Raw genomic sequence first — 21,611 nt, 5'->3', positions numbered from 1 at the left:
GGTTAAAGCCCCTCGGTCACGGGATGAAAGCAGCGATATGTGCGTGTGCCGGTATCTGTTCGTTCCGGTATGGTGTGGCATTGTTCGGTGGCATAGCCGCACCGGGTACGAAAGCTGCACCCGCCCGGCAGGCGGGTTAGGCTAGGCGTCATACCGGGAATTTGATGCAGGCGATGGCCTCGCTGGTTCTGGCTGGGAACAGACTGGATAAGGCCCCGGGTATAGGGGTGGCGCGGATCACCAAGAATTTGTTCTACCGGGCCGGTTTCAACCAGGCGCCCGGCATACATTACGGCAATATCATCGGCCAGACGTGAAACAATCGCCAGATCATGGGTAATCCAGATTACTGCTGTACCGCTGATTTCAGCCATTTTTTGAAATTCGGCAATGATCTGCGACTGGATGGTAACATCAAGTGCGGTGGTGGGCTCATCGGCAATGATCAGATCGGGGTGATGCAACATGGCAATGGCAATGGCAACGCGCTGGCGCATCCCGCCCGAAAATTCATGTGGATAGGCATCAAGCCTTTCTTCGGGGCTGGGAATGCCAACCAGCCCTAATGCGTCGCGGGCACGGGCACGGGCGGCTGATTTTGTCATGGGGTCATGGGCCTGTATGGCCTCGGTTATTTGCGTGCCTATACGCAAAACCGGGTTTAGCGTCATCATCGGGTCCTGAAACACCATCGCAATGCGTTTGCCACGCAGGCGGCGCATTTCTTCCGGATCAAGGCCGATCAAATCACGGTCGTCAAAAATGATGCGGCCGCCGGTAACCTTGCCGGGTCGGTCAACCAGCCCCATGATCGAAAACCCGGTTACCGATTTTCCCGAGCCACTTTCGCCGACAAGGCCTAGAACCCGACCTTTTTCAAGCGTGAAGGAAACATCGTTTACCGCCCGCAAACCCGGTGCGGTTTTGGTGCCACCAAATTCGGTGACAAGGTTGGACACCGTTAAAAGGTTCGCCATATCACATGCTCCTCGGGTTCAGAATGTCACGCAACCGGTCACCAACCAGATTAATGGCAACAATCGTGATCAACAGGGCAATGCCGGGGAAAAAGCTGATCCAGTACAGGCCGGATAACAGATATTGATACCCGTTTGAAATCAGCATACCCAATGATGGCTCGGTGACCGACGCCCCCAGCCCGAGAAATGACAGGGTTGCCTCAAGCCCGATGGCGCGCGCCACTTGCATGGTTGAAATCACAATCACCGGGGCCAGGCAGTTAGGCAGAAGGTGGCGAAATAAAATACGATAGCCGGGCAGGCGCAAACAATGGGCTGCCTCGATATATTCTTTTTCACGTTCCACCAGGGCCGAGCTTCGCACCGTGCGGGCATAGGTGGCCCATTCAGCAATGATCAGGGCAATGACAACATTGGTTAGCCCCTTGCCCAGAAAGGCCAGCATCATCAAGGCCATCAAGATGGTTGGGAAGGACAATTGCAAATCGACCAGGCGCATCAAAAGCGTTTCAACCCGTCCGCCAATATAGGCGGCAATCAGGCCAATACTGGTGCCAATGGTGGCCGCCGCAAATGCCGACAGAACCCCGACAATCAGCGATGTACGCAGGCCATAGAGAATCCCTGATAAAATATCGCGGCCCTGATCATCGGTGCCCAGATAATAGGGAACGCCATCGAATGACGATGATCCCGGTGCCAGGCGACCGTCAAGGATATCAAGCTGGCTAAGATCATAGGGGTTTTGCGGTGAAATAAGCGGTGACAGCACGGCCAGAAAAATGATCAGGATCAGTACGCCCAGCCCGATCGCAGCGCCGGGGGACATGACAAATTTTTGCGCCAGTTTACCTGATCGCGCCAGTAAGGATGTCGAAGCCATGCCGGTTGGTAGTGCTGCTGTTTCCTGTGGTCCGTTTGCGGCTTGGGACATGTTATTTGCCCTTTGTGTCCAGCCGGACGCGGGGGTCCAGCAATGTATAACAAATGTCGATGATGAAATTCAGCGCGACAAACAGGATCACCATCATCATCAGATAGGCAACGATCACCGGACGATCGAGATTGTTGATGCTGTCAATGATCAGCTTGCCCATGCCTGGCCATGCAAAGATGCTTTCGGTTACAACTGAAAATGCAATCAGGGAGCCAAATTCCAGGCCGGTAATGGTCACAACCGGGATCATCAGGTTTTTGAGAACATGGGTATAAATCACCCGGTTTTCGCTAAGCCCCTTGGCGCGGGCAAACTTAACATAATCCTGTGGCAGAACTTCCTGCACGCCGGCACGGGTCAGGCGCAGAACCAGCGATGTTTTAAACAAGGCAAGGTTAAGGGCCGGCAGGATCAGATGATGCAAACCATCGGCAGTCAGAAACGACCAGCTGGCATCCAGAAAACTGGCGGTTTCGCCGCGCCCGCCAGATGGTAACCAGCCAAGTTGCACGGAAAACAACAGGATAAACATTAACCCGACCCAAAAGGTGGGCAAAGAAAAACCAAGGATCGATCCGCTCATGATCAGGCGGGAAGACATCCGTTCGGGATGTAACCCGGCATACAGACCCAGGGGTAAACCCACCACAATTGCGATTAGAAGGGCGCTGATTGCCAGTTCCAGCGTTGCGGGCAGGCGCTCGACAATCAGGGAAAGGGCAGGTTTGTTATAAACAAAACTGGTGCCGAAATCGCCGTGGAAAATACCCTGGATAAACATCAGATATTGTTGCCAAAGCGGACGATCCAGCCCCAGATGAGCAACAACGCGGGCATATTCCGCCTGACTGGCATCAGGATTGATCAGGATATCGACCGGATTGCCGATGACATTAACACCGACAAATACAATGATCGTCATGGCCAGAATAACCATGATCGCCTGTATCAATCGCCGCAATAGGGATGCAAGCATTGTGCGTCTCCTGCCCTTGGCTTAATCGATTGAAATGGCAACGCCATCGCGTTGCGGGTCTGCGGCCCCTTTGGATATGCCATTTTCAATGCTGATGGCATGGAGGGCGGCAAAGGCGTAACTTTGGGGCGAACGGGCAACATCATAACCGTCTGCGCGCAAGGAATGTTCAACCGAACGACGGATACGGTTGCAGATATCAATTTTGTTCGATACGCCAATAACGCGCGGTGCGGCAACGGATTCTGTTATCGACATGCCAAAATCAATTACATTCATAATGCCTTGCGCCACTGTCGGCGCAATATAACTGCCACCTGGTGCACCAATGACCATGCGGGGTTTTTCACCCTGAAAAACGATGGTGGGGGCTGCCGAGCTGGCGCGACGTTTACCCGGTGCGATGGATGCCGCCCGCCCCGGGCGCGGATCAAACCGGGCCATGGTACCATTATACATAAAGCCCAGCCCGTCGGTGATGGCACCTGAGGGGCTGCCCAGTGTGTGGGTCATGGAAACGGCGTTGCCATCCTTGTCGATCACGGAAATATGGGTGGTATCGCGTTGCGACATTGCCAGCCGTTCGACCGATGCACGGTCCCCTGCCCGAATGGATGCTGCCAGTTTGGCGGTATATTCCGGGGTGAGCAATTGTTCAAAAGGAACATCAATATAGGCGGGGTCGCCCATATAGGTATCCTTGTCAATCGTCATGCGTTTCATGGCTTCAAACAGGGTGCGCACATGATCATGGCTGCCGTGTTTCATGCTCGCAATGTCGAAATGTTCCAGAATATGCAGCAGTTCGAGCATCGGAAAGCCCGAGCCTGGTGGCGGGCTGGTGGCAATGCGGTGGCCGCGATATTCGCCCCAGATCGGGTCGGTTTTGGTGATGTTATAGGCCGACAGATCGTCTCGCCCGATTAAACCGCCCGATGCCGCAAAGTCATCGGCAATTTGTTGGGCGATTTCCCCATGATAGAAAATGTCGGCACCGCCGCTTTGAGCAATGCGCTCAAGCGTGTTGGCCATGTCGGGATTGCGCAAAATGTCGCCGACATTGCGCAAACGGCCGTCCTCGTGAAAATAGACTTCGCGCCCGGTTTTGGAAAATTTCAGTTTATCAAGGGTGTTGGCATATTGGTCGTTTGACTGGTCTTTGGCCCAATACCAGTGCATGTGCGGGCGGATCAGAATACCGTTGCGGGCATAACCAATCGCCGGGGCGATGATGTCGGCCCAGTCAAAGGTGCCATAATCGCGCAATGCCGTTTCGTAGCCCTTAAGTGACCCCGGTGTGCAAACGGCCAGATAACCGATGTCGGAGATATTGTTTTCCAGAATAAAGCCAAAACCGTCGCGGCTTTGCCCGACCAGTTTGTCTTCCCACATGGTTTCGGTCGCGGCCAGCGGGGCGCGGGCATAAAATTCCAGAATTTCGTGAACGCCCTTGCCAGGCATATAAACCTGCATGGAGCCAAAACCGCCAATGCCGGACATTTGCGGGTCGGCGACCCCCTGGACAAAAGCACAAGCCAGGGCAGCGTCAATGGCGTTTCCGCCCCGTTCCAGAATTTCGGCACCGGCTTCGGCGGCTTCAGGCTGCGGGGCTACGATGGTTGCATTTGTCATTTTTGGCGGATCTCTTTTAACGTGCGGGTCAGAAACGCCTTGACGGTATCAAGCACTTTCATGCGGTCATGCGAAACGCCGGGAACTTCGGTAAGGCTGACGGCAATGCCAGCTTTTTCAAACGATTTTGCCAGTGATTTCAGGCGTTCGGGGCGGGTGTTGCCAGCATCATTGGCCCCTTCCATATAGTATTTGGAACCTGGTGCGTGCATGATTTCCCAGTTTTCAAGGTCGGCAGACCCGACAACCATTTGCACGGCAACCTTCTGCAGGGCAGGGATATCAAGACTAATGCCAAACTGTTCTTTAATGTCCTTAACGCCAACCCACCAGTTGCGTTCGGTATCCAGCAGGGTGACAGATCCTGGTGCCCCAATGGACGCGGCCCACAGTTTTTGCGGATGCAGCAGGGTAAAGCGGTGTGTGAAATGCCCGCCGCCGGAAAAACCGAACATGGCAAATTTTGACCAGTCCTGATCATATTTTTGGGCCATTTCGTCGACCATTGAAATCAGGATTTCGTCGTAACGAATGTCGCCTTCCTGAATGTATTTATAACCTGAACGCGCTCCGTCGCCGCGGGCGTTCATCGGGAAGATCGGGCACAGGATTGCGCAATCGTTATACAGGCCGAATTCGGCAAACCCATCGCGAAATTCGATGGCCGATGTGCGGCCGGTGCCATGAACGGCGACCAGAAGGTCAACCTTGCGGCCCTCTGCGGCGGCTGGTGGCACATAAAGCAGCATGTGAAAACGCGGATCGGCGGTGCAGGCGAAAATTGCCGTATGGCCATAGTCATAGATCGCCTTTGCACGCGCGGCAGAACCGCTCGAACTTAGTTCCTGCATTCGATTTCTCCTGGGGGATGACCGGGGAGGGGGGGGGGCACGCATCGGGCAAGGGAGAGAAAACCCGATGCGCACCGGGGTGGATCATTTAGTTGGCAGCGCTTTTTACGTCGTATGCCAGGGTGTATTTGTCGCCACGCGGGGCGTAGCTGATGGATTTTTTCGCAGCCAGCACAACGTTTTCGTAATGCAGCGGCAAAATCCACAATTTGTTGAAGGTCAGCTCGGATACTTTTTCAAGCAGCGGTTTGCGCGGTGCTTCGTCCAGTGTCGAGGTGGCTTCGTCCAGCAATTTATTGATTTCCGGGTCGTTGACACCGCCGCCATTGTAACGGCCTGTGCCTTTTTCATCGTCGCGGCCTGCAACAACAGCCAGTGCCGGGTTTGAAACTTCACCGGTGTTAATGCCCCATGACCCCAGAAATACGCTGTAGTCGCCGGTGGTGTATTTTTTTGAATACATGGACCAGGGCATAACTTCGACCGAGGTTTCAATGCCAATGCGCGAGAACATCTGACCAACGGCCTGAAGAACGGCGCTGTCATTTACATAACGGCCAGCCGGGCCCTGAATGGTCATTTTAAACTCGTCACCCCAGCCGGCATCTTCAAGCAGCTTTTTTGCGCCTTCCGGGTCATATTTAACCGGCTTGACGGCATCGGAATGACCAAAATAACCCTTGGCAACAAACTGGTCGGCAACGGTGCCGTTTTTCTGCATTACACGATCAACAATTGCCGGGCGGTTGATCGACATCAGTAGCGCACGGCGTACGCGTTCATCCTGTAACGGGTTTTTGTCCAGTTTCGATCCATCCTTAGCAGTGATAAAAGCGGTCGGGGTGTCCATCACATTCACACCCAGAAAAACAAGACGGGTGGACTGACCGCGGATCAATTGCAGATTGTCGGAATTTTCAACCCGATCAACGCCTTCGGCGGGCATGGTTTCGATCAGGTCGAGATCGCCAGACAAAAGAGCCGCCAGACGCGCACCGTTATCAGGGATCATGCGCAGGGTAACGTTTTTCCATTCCGACGGACCGGCGAAATAATCGTCGTTGCGCTCCAGAACCAGGCGATCACCGGGCGAATAGGACACAAATTTGAACGGCCCGGTGCCAATGGCGGCTTTGCCTGAATCAAAATCGGCAACGCTGTCTTGGGCGTGGTCAGCACTGATGATTCGAATGCGGCTAAGGGAGTTTAAGATCATCGGGTCGGGAACTGTGGTTTCGACCACAACGGTATAGGGATCAGATTCCGTAACGTTCTTGATGTTACGAGTATAGGAAGCAAATGCCTGGCTGGGCTTGTCGCGTGCGCGTAAAAGCGAGGCAATGACGTCTTCGGCATCAAATGTCGTGCCATCGTGGAATTTAACGCCCTTGCGCAAATGAAATTCCCAATGGGTCGGATCAACGACTTTCCAGTCGGTTGCCAGTTGCGGATTGTTTTCCGCGGCACCGCCCCGGTTGATCAGGCTGTCAAAAATGTGACGGCTGGCCGCATTGTTGGGCGAACTGGATGTTTCGTGCGGATCAACGGTGGTGAAGGTGGTGGACATGCCAATTGTCAGGCTGGAGTCAGCTGCCATGGCCATTGACGGAATTGCCATGCCAAGCAGCAATCCCAGGCCGGCCTTGCGGGCCATTTCCAGTGTCGGGGTGAGCGACATTATAGTCTCCATTTCATTTAAGATCTCTAGCGGAGCCAGTCCCGGATCGAATATTGGGTTTTGTGCAACTCTGTGGGTTGCTTATGACGCATGATCGGCAGTTCGGTGGATTTGTGTCAATTTTTTTTCTTGTGATGTTACATTGTGTGTAACACTATTACGGCGGTATTTTTGATGGTTCCCATCGGGGGGTAATTACCAGTGTTTTTAGAGTCCGTAACAGATAAAAAGTATGTAATTCAATCAGTTGATACAGCTTTGTCCGTGCTGTTGGAGGTGTCGCGCGAACCGGGGCAAAGCCTGTCATCCCTTGCCCGAAATCTGGGAGAGACAAAGCAAAAAACTTTAAGAATGTTACGCACAATGGAACAGCGAAAATTCATCCAGCGGGCCGAAGATGGAGGATATAACCTTGGCAACGCCATTCTGGTGTTGGGAACTTCCGCGTCCACCCAGATTGATCTGGTAAAACTGGCGAGTCCGGTTTTGGAAACGCTGGGTCAAAAAATGAACGAAACGGTGCAAATCCGGATACGGGATAATACCGAAGCCTTGTGTATTGCCAAATTCGAGCCCTCGCGCGATTTGCGGGTTCATGCCGTGGTGGGGCGGCGGCGTCCGTTGCATGCCGGGTCGAGCAAGATTTTGCTGGCGTTTTTATCGGACAATCTGATTGCACGTATTTTGCCCGACACGCTTAACCGTATTACCGGCAATACGATTACCAACCGTTCCGCGCTGATGCGTGAATTGATGAATATTCGCAAACAAGGCTTTTGCATCAGCCACGGGGAAGTTAGTGATCAGCTGGTATCGGTATCGGTGCCAATTTTTGCGGTTGATGGCTCGGTATTGGCGGCATTGAATGTGGCGGCCCCGGCATTTCGCACGCAGAAATCCGATCTTGATCGTTTTGTCAGTCTGCTGACCGAGGCGGCAAAAGGCATTTCGCGTGGTTTGGGCTGGGTTGGTTAACAGACCTGTTTTGTAATCCGGGTTGGTGAAAGTTACGTTTCTGATGAATTTATCTGACATTGTCGTGTTGCAGGTTATCCCCCGGTTAAATAGTGGCGGGGCAGAACGAACCACGCTGGAAATTGCGCAAGCCCTGACCCGGGTGGGGGCAAAGGCGATTGTCGTAACCGAGGGTGGACGGTTGGCCGATGATATTTGTACGGCCGGTGGCGAGGTTATAAAGCTGCCGGTTGCCAGTAAAAACCCGATCCGAATTATTGCAAATATCTGGAAAATCAGGAAAATTATCAGGGATTACGGTGCGACACTGGTACATGCCAGAAGCCGGGCACCTGCGATTTCAGCCTTCTTCGCTGCCCGTTGGCAGGGGGTACCGTTTGTAACGACCTATCATTCCACTTATTCGCAGCCCAGGCGCGAACCGTTTAAAAGCATCAAGAATTTTTACAGCAGCATCATGGCCCGGGGCGACCGGGTGATTGCCAATTCGCACTTCATTGGCAAGCTGATTGCGCAACGCCACCACACTGGCAATGATCGGGTACGGGTTATTTATCGCGGGCTTGATAGCACATATTTTGACCCGGAAAAAATCACGCCAAAGGCGGTTGCCGCCATGTGCGCCCAATGGGGTGTTGATGAAAACGACCGTGTGGTGCTTTTTCCATCGCGTATTTCGCCCACCAAGGGGCAAATGGTGGTTATTGAAGCGGTCGCACAGCTTGGCCCGGCGTTAAAGCAAGGATTGAAGGTTGTGCTACCGGGGCCTGAACTGGCAACGCCGGATTATATTGCCTTGCTGCAACAACGCATCGGGCAGGCCGGGCTGGGCGATATAGTGAAACTGGTGCCCGAATGCCGAAACATGCCAGTGGCTTATCTGGCGGCCGATGTTGCGATTGGCGGATCATTGGTCCGGCCAGAGGCCTTTGGTCGCACCGCGATTGAAGCACAGGGCATGGGATGCCCTGTGATTGCCAATCAGGAAGGCGGCCCGGCTGAAACTGTGCTGGATGAGGATGCGATGGGGGTGGATGCTTTCACCGGCTGGCTTATTCCCCCGGAAAACCCGGGGGTATTGGCCGTCGCCCTTGAGAAAGCACTTTCCCTAACCCCGGCAGAACGGGCGCAATTGAGAACCCGCGCACGCGCCCATATTATGGCCAGGTTTAATGCCGATCAAATGCGTATCGATACGCTGGCAGTTTATGATGAATTGCTTGGATGTGATTTGGCGGTTTTTTATAAGAAGATCGTTAAGCAGGCAAGTTTGTAAATGTTTCGCGTTTTTCGCTAGATTTTATCTTTGAACTGGGGGACGTGAGGAACGTAAACTTTATGGGTGATCAATGAGTTTGATATGCTAAAACCTGAAATATCTTGATAAGTGTTTTTTTGCGTTTTGGGGGGATTATTTTGAGTAAAGTTCTTGTGACGGGCGGGGCGGGTTTTATTGGTCGTTATACTTGTCGGGCGCTTGTTGCATTGGGGCATGATGTAAAAATTTATGATAATTTTAGCAATGCCAGCCGAGAGGGTTTGACGGGTCTTGGACAGGTGATTGATGCTGATGTTCGTGATCGAGCAGCATTGAAAGATGTGCTTGTTACTGTTGATCATATTGTACATCTTGCTGCGCTTGTTAGTGTGCCGATTTCTATCGAAATGCCCAGGCAGGTTTTTGACATTAATGTAGCAGCTACTGAACAGCTACTTGATATTTGTCGGGAAATTCGATTCCCCGGGCGTGTGATTTATGCAAGTTCTGCATCTGTGTATGCCAATGAACTTACAGGAAATTTCAAGGAGGAATGGGCAACGGGACAGGGGTTGTTGTCGCCTTATGCTTCCAGTAAATTTATGAACGAGGTTCAGGCTGGTATATATAATACCTGTTATGACCTTAAAACGACCGCCTTTCGCTTTTTTAATGTCTATGGTGCCGGACAAGATCCGAAAAGTCCGTACAGTGGTGTTATCACCCGATTGCTGGACGCCCGGGATGAGGGCAAGAAATTTACCATTTTTGGTGATGGGTCCATTACTCGGGATTATATTGCCGTTGAAGATATTGCCGGTGCAATTGCGTTGCTGATTGGATCTAATGGTACCGCACCGCGGGTTATGAATCTTGGTACGGGGTTCGCAACGACATTGAACGAGCTTGTTCAATTCTGGCAGGATGCGACAGGGAAAATTCTTGATTATTCTTATGGTCCTTCGCGCTCCGGTGACCAGCAACATAGCTGTGCCGATAATAGTTTGGTTCGTGAAATTCTCCCTGAATGGCGGCCTGTTTCCTTATCTGAAGGATTGGCGCGCTGGGTTGGTTCATAACCGGACTTTTAGCATCAGAATTTTGTGAAGGATCGGATATGTTTCGGCCTGATCGGACATTGCCTGATCTTCGGGATTTTTCTGTTGAGGATTGCCCCGGTCGTATTAATGAAAGTCATGGCTATCCACCTTAAGTCGGGTGGGTTTCGCCTGATCCTGTTCGTGGTGTTTCCTCAGATTTTCAAGTTGTCGGGTTGTATCTGATGCGAATGATGCAGAAGATGAAGATGCTGAAAGAGAGGGAGCAGAGGTGCCCGGTATTCCGGTGGCCCAGCGTAAATTGCGCGGATGCCCGCCAGACTGACGGTCGATTTTGGTGTTGTCGGTCAGGCTTTGCAGCATGCCGGAAAGATCGACCAGTTTTTCGGCAATGATGTGGGTGACATTGTCTTCGCGTTGCAGTTTGCCTGATACACCTAGCATGGTTGCGGTCATGATTTCACGGCGAAATTCCTCCATTACCTTGGACCATACCACCAGATTGCTAACCCCGGTTTCGTCTTCTAACGTAATAAAAACAATCCCTGATGCCGTCCCGGGGCGCTGGCGGACAATGACCAGTCCGGCATGGGTAATTTTATCGCCGTTGCGCGCAGCATCAAGATCAACCGCGCGTTTGATGCCTGCACCGTTAAGCGCATCGCGTAACATGGAAATCGGATGACCCTTCAGCGACAGGCGCAGGCTGGCGTAATCTTCGATAATTTCTTCGCCCGGCCCCATGACTGGCAGGTTCACGGCGGGTTCCGGGCCAAATTCGGCGGAAACGCCCATATTGTGGTTAAAGTTCTGGGCGGCTTCAAACAAGGGCAAGGCAGCGGGGGCTTTACGTCCTTTGCCAAAGCGTTTGACCGCCCACAGGGCCTCGCGTCGGCGCAGGGCCAGGGATTGAAAAGCATCGGCTTCGGCCAGTTTTTCAAGCGCTGCTGGCGATAGCCCGGTTTGGCGCGCCATCAGGTAAATATCCTGAAAGCCGCCAACCGGGCGGTTGGCGATCAATTTGGTGATTTCAAGTTCCGCCAGCCCGCGCACCTGCCGAAACCCCAGACGCACCGCCAGATAACCCGAAGCACGGCCCATTTCGCGTTCCATTGTGTTGTCCCAGAAACTGTAATTAACATCGACCTCCAGCACCCGGACCCCGTGGTTTCGGGCATCATGAACCAACTGTGCCGGGGCGTAAAAGCCCATGGGTTGGGCATTGAGAAGGGCACATAAAAACACATCGGGATGATGATGTTTTAACCAGGACGACGCATAGGCCAGAATGGCAAAACTGGCGGCATGGCTTTCGGGAAAGCCGTAATCGGCAAAACCCTCGATTTGTTTAAAGCAGCGTTCGGCAAAATCGGCATCATAGCCATTGCGCAACATGCCGTTGATGAATTTGTCGCGATGTTCGCCAATGGTGCCGGTGCGTTTGAAGGTCGCCATCGCCCGGCGTAAATTATCGGCTTCGCCGCCGCTATAGCCCGCGCCGACAATGGCAATCTGCATGGCCTGTTCCTGAAATAGTGGCACGCCTTCGGTCCGTTTCAAAACCGCTTCCAGTTCATCAGACGGGTAATTGACTTTTTCCGGGTTCTTTCGTCGTTCCAAGAACGGATGCACCATGCCGCCCTGAATGGGACCGGGGCGGACAATGGCAATTTGAATGGTCAAATCATACAGGCATTTGGGTTTCAGGCGCGGCAGCATGCTCATTTGTGCCCGGGATTCCACCTGAAAGGTGCCAATGCTATCGGCCCTGCACAGCATTTCATAAACGGCAGGGTCTTCCTTGGGCAGGGAGGTCAGGTCGTAATCGATGTTTTTGTGATGGCGTAATTCGTCAAAGGCCTTGCGAATACAGCTGAGCATTCCCAGTGCCAGCACATCGACCTTCAAAATGCCCAGCGCATCAATATCGTCCTTGTCCCATTCAATAGTGGTGCGGTCTTCCATCGCGGCATTGGCAATGGGGGAAAGTTCGCACAATGGCCTGCGGGTAATGACAAAGCCGCCCACATGCTGCGATAAATGGCGGGGAAAACCGGTCAGTTCGCCAGTCAGGCGCAAAATGGCCTGAATGCGTGTTTCATCGGGATTGATGCCCGACTGGCGCATCATGGCATCATGCGGGCCTCTGCTGCCCGATCCCCAAACGGTTTTGGTCAGTTTGACAATGTTGTCTTCCGACAGGCCAAAAACCTTGCCAACATCGCGCAATGCACTGCGCGAACGATAGGAAATAACCGTGGCGGTCAGCCCGGCCCGGTCACGTCCGTAACGCCGATAAATGTACTGAATGACCTCTTCGCGGCGTTCATGTTCAAAATCGACATCAATATCAGGCGGTTCATCGCGGGCATTGCTGATAAAGCGCGAAAACAGCAATTCAACCTTTGCCGGGTCGACGGCCGTAATATGCAAACAAAAACAGACAGATGAATTGGCTGCCGAACCACGCCCCTGGCATAAAATTTTCTTTGATCGGGCAAAGGATACAATGTCATGCACGGTTAAAAAATAGGGGGCATAGCCCAATTCTTCGATCAGGGCGAGTTCGGCCTTTAACAGCCCTTCAACCTTGGCCGGGATGCCATCAGGATAGCGTTTATGCGCCCCTTCCCAGGTCAGGCGGGCCAGGCGCTGCTGGGTGGTTTCCCCGGAACCATCATTTTCATCGGGATATTCATAGCGCAATTCACGCAAATGAAAGCGGCATTGCTGGGCAATTTCAACGCTGCGTTCCAGCCAGTGGGGATGATCGGGGAACAGGGCCGCCATTTCCCGGGGGGATTTGATATGGCGTTCGCCATTGGGAAATAAACGGTATCCGGCATCCTCGATCCGGCAGTGATGGCGAATGCAGGTGAGAACATCCTGTAATGGTTTACGGGATCGGACATGCATATGCACATCGTTGGTTACGACCACGGGAATGCCCAAACCGGTTTCGACCTTTTGCGAAAACGCCAGTCTTTCGGGATCAAACCCGTCCATAAAACGGCTGACGGACAGCCATAGCTGGTCGGAAAAGCAAGATTGAAGCGTTATAAGCTGATCATAAAACGTCGCAGTGGGAACATGTGGCGGGACGGCAATAAATAAAATCCCGTCGCTGTGGGCCACCACGTCGCTGAGGTAAAGTTCGCATTCTCCCTTGGGCGCACGGCGTTTTCCCAATGTTAACAACCGGCAAAGCCGTGCATAAGCCTGTCTATCTGTTGGATAGCATAAAAGTGACGGGGCATCGGCCAGATCCAGCCGGCAACCAACAATATATTGCAACTGGTCCTGGTGGGGTTGATGGGCGCTAAACCCGCGTACAATGCCTGCCAGACTGTTGCGATCGGTTATGGCAAGGCCGTGAAGCCCTTTGCTGGCAGCGGTTAAAACCAGTTCTTCGGCATGAGATGCCCCGCGCAGGAATGAAAAATTGCTGCTGACCTGAAGTTCGGCATATCGCGGACATTTGGCTGTGCCGCTATCAATCGCAAGGTTGTATTGCGAGGGGGTAACGACTGTGACGGGGGGGATATCTGCCATGATCGCGCTTATGCAAACAGGCCGTGAACGGACCACAGCTCCTGAAGCGTACGGGTATTTTTGCGGGGCTTTGGGCTTTGGGATGTTGTAACGCTCAATGCGTCCTGCGTTGACGGTGTGGGGGTGGCAAAACCGATTTTAAAAGATGGAGCAAATGACATATCGGACGCTGGTTCTGTCGGGCGGCACCCCAGGGTTCGGCAAAGCCAGAGCCATCGGCCAGTATGGTCGTGGATGTGAAAATAATCACGGGTTTGCTCATGCAAGGCAAACCCGCCTTGGTCGAGGTGATCCCACCATTCCGGGCATAGGCGTTCTGGCCCGCTGATTGCGGTAATTTCCAGATCCATACGCCGCCAGCGCAGGGTGGCGGGGGCGCCATCGGCAGTGCGGTGTAAAATTTGAACCGGTTCAGGTGGCTCAATCAGGCGGATGGGGCGTTTGGGTAAATGAATATCAGGCAGGCGTGCCGCTGAGGGGGGAGTACCCACCGGCTGGCGGTTGGTGGCCTTTTCAGGCAGGTGGCAGGCATGGTGGCCGGGGCGAAACAATTGGTCGCGCGGGCCAAGGTGATGACCGATCCGGTCAAACAATTGGGCCAGGGCAATTGAATTGCCATTTTGGCTGACATTGGCGTCCAGGTTGATCTGGCGAAAGGCAACATGTTCGACCCAGGGGGCATAGAGAATGATTTCCTCGATCCCGAAACCGGTATCGACACCAGGCATTTTTTCGGCCAGCAGGCGGTCAATATGCGGGGCGGACTGGCAAGCGGTGCTGGTGGTGATTTGTACCGTATGGGCATGGCCATCTACTCGCACACAGCGCAGAATGATACGGCGCAAACCTTTGTTTTCGTTTTGTAACTGTGTGCATAATTGCGCAACCATCTGTCGAACCGCAGCTTCCAGATTGGCGGCATCGCCCAGCGGTTCGCCATATTTCTGGCGGATCAGCCAGGGTTGATCAGGTAAATGGAAGTTCAAGTGTTCCGGCAGGCGGCCATAAAACTGATCAAGTTTTTGTAAAACATCGGCGCCAAGACGGGTGGTTAAAGTGGCCCGTGGCAAGTCGGCAACATCTTGTAACTGACGAATACCCAGTCGGTGCAGGGTCGTCAGGATATCGGGCGACAAGCGCAGTCCTTCAACGGGGAAACCGCGCGCGGTATTATGGTGGGCAGGTAAGGATAAAATGCGGTCACCGGCATGAAAGCGTGCACAGGCCCATGCGGCACCGGCACTATCGGCCATGCCCGCTTTGCAGGAAAATCCCAGTGTGGTGAGGTCGTGTTGGGCTTGTTTGATCAGGGTTTCTTCACCGCCAAACAAATGGCAGCCGCCCGTCATTTCCAGCCAGAAACCGCCTTCCCCGGCAAGATTATCGCGCATTAAAACCCGGTCCGGGGCAATCCACGGGCTATAGCGGTCCAGATGCTTGATCAGCCGGGTTTGATTGCGGGCATAAAGGCCCGGATCTTCGTTGATATTGAGCAGATCGGGCATAATGCTGCGCGCTTCGGCAAGGCGCATGCCGGGTTGAAGTCCGGCCCTGCGCGCCCCTTGCGACAAACCACAGGTAAGCACACCTTTATGGTCGCTACGCGTGACGATAAAGGGTGTTGTGGCAGGTTGCGACGTTTGATCAGTGTCGGATGACGTTCCGCTCGCAATGCTGTCACGCATGAACGGGCTGTTTATGGGCCGATGTTGTGTGGCAGCAGCCCGGTGACAGTCGGTTTTCCAATGTGTCAGCCACAGATACAAAAAGCGTTGCTTCATCGATAGTCACTTTCCAGCTTGCCGGTCGAACCCCGCGTCCCCCGATCAGGCTGAGTTTTCGATAGGTCCCTTGTGGTTTTATCTGCCAGCGCGACCATGCCGGGGACGGGGCAATATTTTGCCCGGCCCGGTGGTGACGCAAAACAATCAAGCGCGTATTGCCTGCCTCGCATGCCAGTTGCAGGCGTCGTGCGGCGGTTAAATCATAATCGGTGGTTTCAAGGATGATCGTTGCGATTTGGCCCGATTTGGCGGCTTCCTCGCAGGCCCAAAGTGCCGTTTGTTGTTGGTTAATTGTCATCATCACCAGGTTATGGCGGGCCGGGCTGGCAAACAGAGCGGGCGGGTAAAGCTTGCCCTGATCCAGGGCTTTGCGCTGGCGCACCCATAAAACTGTTGGCATCTGTGCCTGTGGCGACGCGGTGGCCTGCAACCCGGCCACATACCAGGCCAGCGCCGATGTTGCGCTGTCATCATGCTCGGTCATGATCTCGTGCAGGCCGGTTGGCATTAAGCCACCAGCAGCAAAATACGGTTTCAGGTCAATATCGCCAAACGCCCGGGTGATAAGGTGTTCTCGGCCGCTATTTACGCTGGCGGCACGGCCTTGCCATTGGTTTTCCGCCTGCATAAGGGCGGCGCGTGCCTGTTGCAATTTGCTGGCCATAAAATGACGCCCGCTATTTGTTCCTATTTTGTTCTTATTTATGTGGGCAGGCAGGTGTCAGAGTCAAGATCAAACCGTTTGGCATCGGACCGGTTTCATTTTTTGATATATAGTCCCGTCACTTACACAGATCATTCCGGTTTCACGATGTGATGTTTATCAATTGTCGATGAGAAGAACTCATGGACAATTGGATCGGCGCGATGCCGCCGCGCGGCCGGTGCCGCGAAAGGCAAGGGCTTCGTCGAGCCTGCCCACCGATTGAGGGGCTTGTTGATCGGTTTTGATCAACGGGTTTTGGCCTTAAATGCCGGACCAGGTGGTGCCGATTGCGTTGAATCGCCAGAGTTAGCCGGAACGGGGATGTTGTAACAAGGTCCGTCCAATTGGTTTGGCAGGTTCGGATCGTAAAACAAGCGACGTGGTAACGGCCCCATGTCGCGCGATGCGATCGACAATGGTTTCAAGGTCGCCCGGTGTGGGGACCAATACTTTTAACAAAAAGCAATCTTCCCCGGTAAGCCGGTGAACCTCGATGATATGGGGCATATTGGCAAAGTGCTGCAGGCAGTGTTGGATATGTTCATGGGTGGTTTTTAACCGGATTATTGCCATTAATCCGAACCCAAGGGCTGCCGGGTTAATGCGCGCGCCATATCCTTGTATAATGCCACGTTCTTCCAGCCTTTTTACCCGTTCGGACATGGCTGGTTGCGATAGCCCGATTTGCCGTCCCAGTTCTGCAAGCGGGGTGCGGGCATTTTCCTGCAAGGCTTCGATGATGGCGATATCAAGCCGGTCAAAATCTGTATGTGCCATTTAACCAATCCTGCCGTAAAAAGCGATGAATCATCGGAAATAACGTAACACAGCCGATGAGTTGCCATGTTGGTTTTTAGGCGATTGATTATAATCGGAAGCCTGACCTTTAATTTTCAGGGGAACGGTTATGAAGTCACCTGTGGTTATTTTGCCCGGTATTGGCGGTTCTGGCCCGAAGCATTGGCAAAGCCTGTGGGAAGACCAATGGCGGGTATCTGCGCGCCCCTTTTTGCGAATGATGCCCGCAGATTGGGATCATCCAGACCTGGAAGACTGGATTATGGCACTGGATGCGGCCTTGGCGCAAATTCCGACACCGCCGGTTCTGGTGGCGCACAGTCTTTCGTGTCTTTTGGTCGTTCATTGGGCTGCCCGGCAGCAAAACACTGCCCTGCGGGCAATTAAGGGAGTGTTTATGGTGGCGCCACCCAACCCGGCGAGTGCACAATTCCCCGTTGAGGCGGCTGGTTTTGCGTCGGTGCCACAGCACGAATTATTGTTTCCAACCTTGCTGGTCGGTAGCGAAAATGACCCTTATGCCCACCCGGAATACATGGCCCGCTGCGCCCGGAACTGGCAGGCGGGTTTGGTGATGGCGGGGGCGTTGGGCCATATCAACGAAGCCAGCAATATCGGGGACTGGCCCCAAGGGCAGGCTTTGTTGGCAGCCTTTGGCACCGGGTTGGGCGATTAAATGATATGCCTGTTTACCCGGTGCATCATGGGCTGGGGGCGGTGACTTTGGCATTGTTATGTCCGGCTGGCAGGGTATTACGGTTTGTGTTCACCCGTACGGATTTGGCAAATGCCGCTATCAACCGCTTGGTCAGGGCACCCACTGGCCAGTGATAAACATGGTTGCGTGTGGCAAGTTCGATAACCGGCAGAATTTCAACCGAGGTCCCGACGACAAAAACCTCGTCGGCGTCCGCCAGCATATCAAGGGTGACGGTTTGCTGGCTGCTTGTCAGTTTCATATCCTGTGCCAGGGCAAAAACATGGTGTTTGGTAATACTGTCGAGAAAACAGATAGGTAAGGGGGAAATAAGCCGGTTATCCTTGATCAGAACAATGTTGGTTGCGGTGGTTTCGGCAATGTTATCGTAGCTGTCGAGCATCAGGGCATCGTCAAAGCTGCCATTTTGCGCCATATGCCGTGCCAATGTGCCGATCATATACATGCCCGAACATTTTGACGCCGTCGGAGCCGTATTGGGGGCTGGTCGGCGCCAGTCAGCCAGCACCAGCCGAATGCCTGTTGTTGCTGTGCCCAGCCTGGCCGGGGTGGGCCAGTCCCAGGCGGCAATGGCAACATGAATGTGGGCGTTGGGGGCGGCGACTGACACACTTTGCGATCCCCGCCATGCGACAGGGCGAATATAACAATCATCAAGGCCATTGGCCCAGATAACGGCTTCGATTGCGCGGGTCAGTTCAGTGACGGTCCATGGAAGGTTATAGCCAACCAGTTCGGCAGATTTTCCCAGTCTTTCAAGGTGGGCCTGACCCAGAAAAACATGTGAATTATAGGCGCGCATTCCTTCAAACACGGCCCCTGACATGTGCAGGCTATGGCTTAATATGTGGCATTCGGCTTTTTCCCATGGCACGAGTGTGCCGTCTATCCAGATAAAGCCGTCGCGGGTACCAAAATCGGTGTGGGTCATAACTGTTCTGCCAGTGTTGAAAACGGAATTAAAGTTGAGGGCAAAACAAATCGTAAAACCAGTGAGCTGTTCTCAGCCCGGTTTGAGGATTCATCACATTGCCATTACGTCAAACCGCTGTAACAATTGTCAGATGACAGTCAGGGGCCAGAGCAGAAATGACGGATCTTTCCCAAAACCCGATGCGCCTAAACGTACCGTTAAATGCCCTGCGCGCGTTTGAGGCCGCAGCCCGACATTTGTCGATCAAGGATGCGTCGTCTGAACTGGGTGTGACGCCGTCGGCGGTAAGCCATCAAGTACGCATTCTAGAAGATATTCTGGGGCTGGAACTATTACGCCGGGCGGGGCCGGGGCTGGAATTGACAGAAAGCGGTGAAAGATTATCGCCTGATTTAAGCGACGGATTTGCCAAGATTATTCAGGCGGTGGGCGATTTGCGACAGGACCATGTGTCGGGGCCATTGCGGTTGACGATGCTGCCCACCTTTGCAGTGCATTGGTTGTCCCCGCGCTTGGCGCGTTATCCGTTTGAAAAGGCTGGTTTTGAATTGCTGATTTCAACCAGCCAGCAGGCAGTTGACCTGGTGGCTGGGGCGGCCGATGTTGCCATTCGCCATGGTCAGGGCAATTGGCCCGGTCTGATGGATGATTTATTGTTTAGCGAAAATGTGACCCTGCTGGGCAAACCGCAGGATGCCGGGGGGACGAACGCCGATATTCGCGCCCGAATTGCCGAGGCTAACCTGTTTTTATCCCAGCATCGACGGGCGAATTTTGCCGCCTGGAATGAAACCTTGCCAGGCGGGCCGATCAAACCGGCGGCTGTTACATTTGTTGATTCCGCCGGTTTGGGCCTGCGTGCGGCCATAGATGGGGCTGGTATTACCCTTGCAAGTGGTGAAATTGCAGCCAGTGATATTGCAGCCGGGCGTCTGGCCCGTTTGTTTAACCATAATGTTGCAGCCGGGGCAGGGTATTATCTGGTTTATCCTGATCGGTTAAAACGCGATCGCCGTTTGCGCAACTTGCGGGCATGGTTGCAAGAGGTTGCGGTGCCACCAGCACTGACCCGACCAGAAAAAGCACAAAATACCTGACCTTGTTTCTGATCCCGATAAACACCCTTTGGTCTTAATCCTCGCCTTCCCAGTAATCAATTGCATCGCGGGTGGCAAAATTAAGTGAAAGGCGACGTTTTGCCTTGTCCCCGCCCGGTGCGGCCCCGGCGAACAGGGCAACCTTGCCTGAATCCGGGTATTGCAGAATATCGGGTTCGTTCATGCTGCTGATCGCGATATAGCGCAGTGCAGTGTTCGTGCCAGCCTGTAACTGGTGGGCGGTTTCGGGGCCGCCTGCCGGGCAGACCACCACATCACCGGTTTTCACGGCATAAATATTGTCGCCAAACCGGACTGTGCCATGCCCCGATAAAATAACAAACATTTCGTCATTGGCATGATGGCAATGAAACGGCCACGCCTTTTTACCTGCCGGAACCTCAACCAGACGCGCGCCGAGCCGGGTTGCGCCAAGCGGGGCGGTAATGGCGGCAAAAGCAGCGGTAAAATGTTCGCCGTACGTTTGTGAACAAAGTTCCAATGCATCCAGGTGAATGATTGGGGCTTTGGGGGGCATATTGGCAGGGTTCATGAGAGACCTCCTGTGGTTATATTATTATTCAGGAGGCAGACGGGGGCCTTGTTCAAGTGAATAAACCTCAGCCTGGTACGAGAAAACTTCAATTGCGAAGCAGGATTGAACCGAGGTTAAATGATGCGAATTTGACAGGGAAAAGGGCAGGAAAGGGGTAAAATGGTACAAACAATAGTCCCGGCGCGCTTTACGACCCGAAGCATAGACGGAGTGGATATTACCGGTTTTGAATGGCGATGTGATAGCCGGGGCGATCCGTGTTTTCGCCCTGTTGTGGTGATTTGTGCCGCAACAGCCGTACGTTGCCGGTATTATGCGCGGTTTGCTGCCTTTTTATGTCGCAATGGCTTTGATGTACTGACATTTGATTATCGCGGTATTGGCGAATCCCGCCCGCACCGCTTGCGGGGGTTTCGTGCCGGTTGGGGCGATTGGGGATTATATGATGTGGATGCGGTTTTGCGTTATGCGCAAACCGGTTTCCCCGGCCAGCCGATTTATGCCGTGGGCCATTCGATTGGCGGGTTTGCCATTGGGTTGGCCCCGTTAAACCATGTTTTAAAACACGTGGTAACCATAGGCGCACAATTTGCCTATTGGCGCGATTATGAAAAAGTTTCGCGCTGGCGGATGTTTTTGAAATGGCATGTTGTCATGCCGGTTTTGTCGCATTCGTTTGGCTATTTCCCCGGTGCCCGTCTGGGCTGGCTGGAAGATGTGCCACACCATGTTGTGCGCGACTGGAGCCGAATGGGCCCGGCATTTGAACACAGCTTGTCTTCGCCGGTATCCGCCGGGCAGCTCAGGCAGAATTTTGCGACGATGTCGGGAAAATTGCTGGCGATTGGTTTAACCGATGATCCGTTCGGAACGGTTGCGGCGGTTGATCGGTTACTGGGATATTACCAGGGCGCATCGCGCACCCATTTGCGGGTTGCACCGGGTGATATCGGTGCCGCAGATATTGGCCATTTTGCCTTTTTCCATGACCGGTTTGAAACCAGTTTGTGGCCGATTGCTCTGACGTGGCTGCGGGACGGGGTTTTGCCTGCCGATGCACCGGGAAACGTTGTGATGAATATAGTGCCTGAACATAATCTGACAGTCGGGGTGGGGTGATA

General features: G+C 53.5%; 18 protein-coding genes. 6 read left to right on the top strand and 12 right to left on the bottom strand.

The window, feature by feature from the left end; all coding sequences use genetic code 11:
* Positions 1-2: 2 nt before the first annotated feature.
* From J4E05_RS23120 to J4E05_RS23095, 6 genes are all read right to left on the bottom strand, one after another.
* Positions 3-977: an ABC transporter ATP-binding protein gene (locus tag J4E05_RS23120; RefSeq protein WP_349600656.1), complete on the bottom strand. Its 975-nt coding sequence runs from the start codon at positions 975-977 to the stop codon at positions 3-5.
* Position 978: 1 nt separating this feature from the next.
* Positions 979-1,914 carry an ABC transporter permease gene (locus tag J4E05_RS23115; RefSeq protein WP_371456084.1) on the bottom strand — a complete coding sequence of 312 codons (936 nt, stop codon included), beginning with the start codon at positions 1,912-1,914 and terminating at the stop codon, positions 979-981.
* Position 1,915: 1 nt separating this feature from the next.
* The gene (locus tag J4E05_RS23110; protein WP_085594475.1) at positions 1,916-2,893 is read right to left on the bottom strand and encodes an ABC transporter permease; all 978 of its coding nucleotides are present in this window, start codon (positions 2,891-2,893) and stop codon (positions 1,916-1,918) included.
* A 21-nt stretch (positions 2,894-2,914) separates the two neighbouring features.
* Positions 2,915-4,525 (bottom strand): gamma-glutamyltransferase, encoded by a 1,611-nt coding sequence (gene ggt / locus J4E05_RS23105; RefSeq protein ID WP_085594477.1) that lies wholly within the window; start codon positions 4,523-4,525, stop codon positions 2,915-2,917.
* A complete protein-coding gene (locus J4E05_RS23100; RefSeq protein WP_349600652.1) occupies positions 4,522-5,376 on the bottom strand; it encodes an alpha/beta hydrolase family protein in 855 nt (284 codons plus the stop codon). Before J4E05_RS23100 ends, ggt begins: the two co-directional genes overlap by 4 nt.
* An 88-nt stretch (positions 5,377-5,464) precedes the next feature.
* Complete coding sequence (locus J4E05_RS23095; protein ID WP_349600649.1) at positions 5,465-7,054, bottom strand: ABC transporter substrate-binding protein; 1,590 nt, start codon at positions 7,052-7,054, stop codon at positions 5,465-5,467.
* Between the two features lie 201 nt (positions 7,055-7,255).
* Between J4E05_RS23095 and J4E05_RS23090 the strand changes: the two genes are divergently transcribed.
* From J4E05_RS23090 to J4E05_RS23080, 3 genes are all read left to right on the top strand, one after another.
* The gene (locus J4E05_RS23090) at positions 7,256-8,029 is read left to right on the top strand and encodes an IclR family transcriptional regulator (RefSeq protein ID WP_085594480.1); all 774 of its coding nucleotides are present in this window, start codon (positions 7,256-7,258) and stop codon (positions 8,027-8,029) included.
* A 43-nt stretch (positions 8,030-8,072) separates the two neighbouring features.
* Positions 8,073-9,305 carry a glycosyltransferase family 4 protein gene (locus J4E05_RS23085; protein ID WP_349600645.1) on the top strand — a complete coding sequence of 411 codons (1,233 nt, stop codon included), beginning with the start codon at positions 8,073-8,075 and terminating at the stop codon, positions 9,303-9,305.
* A gap of 140 nt (positions 9,306-9,445) precedes the next feature.
* Positions 9,446-10,366: an NAD-dependent epimerase/dehydratase family protein gene (locus J4E05_RS23080; RefSeq protein ID WP_349600642.1), complete on the top strand. Its 921-nt coding sequence runs from the start codon at positions 9,446-9,448 to the stop codon at positions 10,364-10,366.
* Between the two features lie 105 nt (positions 10,367-10,471).
* Here the strand turns inward: J4E05_RS23080 and J4E05_RS23075 are convergent, their stop codons facing one another.
* From J4E05_RS23075 to J4E05_RS23060, 4 genes are all read right to left on the bottom strand, one after another.
* Positions 10,472-13,897, bottom strand: a complete 3,426-nt coding sequence (locus J4E05_RS23075) for an error-prone DNA polymerase (protein WP_349600639.1) — start codon at positions 13,895-13,897, stop codon at positions 10,472-10,474.
* Positions 13,898-13,905: 8 nt separating this feature from the next.
* Entirely contained in the window at positions 13,906-15,582 is a 1,677-nt protein-coding gene (locus J4E05_RS23070; protein WP_349600636.1) for a Y-family DNA polymerase, read from the bottom strand.
* Entirely contained in the window at positions 15,575-16,345 is a 771-nt protein-coding gene (locus J4E05_RS23065; RefSeq protein ID WP_349600633.1) for an ImuA family protein, read from the bottom strand. Before J4E05_RS23065 ends, J4E05_RS23070 begins: the two co-directional genes overlap by 8 nt.
* A 348-nt stretch (positions 16,346-16,693) precedes the next feature.
* Positions 16,694-17,164: an Lrp/AsnC family transcriptional regulator gene (locus J4E05_RS23060; RefSeq protein WP_349600630.1), complete on the bottom strand. Its 471-nt coding sequence runs from the start codon at positions 17,162-17,164 to the stop codon at positions 16,694-16,696.
* Between the two features lie 130 nt (positions 17,165-17,294).
* Between J4E05_RS23060 and J4E05_RS23055 the strand changes: the two genes are divergently transcribed.
* Entirely contained in the window at positions 17,295-17,861 is a 567-nt protein-coding gene (locus J4E05_RS23055; RefSeq protein WP_349600627.1) for an RBBP9/YdeN family alpha/beta hydrolase, read from the top strand.
* A 25-nt stretch (positions 17,862-17,886) separates the two neighbouring features.
* On the opposite strand, the gene J4E05_RS23050 is transcribed toward J4E05_RS23055, so the two are convergent.
* Complete coding sequence (locus J4E05_RS23050) at positions 17,887-18,834, bottom strand: aminotransferase class IV (RefSeq protein ID WP_349600624.1); 948 nt, start codon at positions 18,832-18,834, stop codon at positions 17,887-17,889.
* A gap of 158 nt (positions 18,835-18,992) precedes the next feature.
* On the opposite strand from J4E05_RS23050, the gene J4E05_RS23045 reads away from it, so the two are divergent.
* Positions 18,993-19,934, top strand: coding sequence for a LysR substrate-binding domain-containing protein (locus J4E05_RS23045; RefSeq protein WP_349600621.1), 942 nt, complete (start codon positions 18,993-18,995; stop codon positions 19,932-19,934).
* A gap of 34 nt (positions 19,935-19,968) precedes the next feature.
* Here J4E05_RS23045 and J4E05_RS23040 read toward each other — a convergent pair whose 3' ends face one another.
* Positions 19,969-20,487 carry a cupin domain-containing protein gene (locus tag J4E05_RS23040; protein WP_349600620.1) on the bottom strand — a complete coding sequence of 173 codons (519 nt, stop codon included), beginning with the start codon at positions 20,485-20,487 and terminating at the stop codon, positions 19,969-19,971.
* Positions 20,488-20,649: 162 nt separating this feature from the next.
* Between J4E05_RS23040 and J4E05_RS23035 the strand changes: the two genes are divergently transcribed.
* Positions 20,650-21,609 carry an alpha/beta hydrolase family protein gene (locus tag J4E05_RS23035; RefSeq protein WP_349600618.1) on the top strand — a complete coding sequence of 320 codons (960 nt, stop codon included), beginning with the start codon at positions 20,650-20,652 and terminating at the stop codon, positions 21,607-21,609.
* The last annotated feature ends 2 nt before the right edge of the window (positions 21,610-21,611 follow it).

The organism is Thalassospira sp. NFXS8 (assembly GCF_040148805.1).
GTDB lineage: Bacteria > Pseudomonadota > Alphaproteobacteria > Rhodospirillales > Thalassospiraceae > Thalassospira.
Note: the sequence above shows the minus strand (reverse complement) of the source record. Positions and strands in the feature narration are given on the sequence as shown.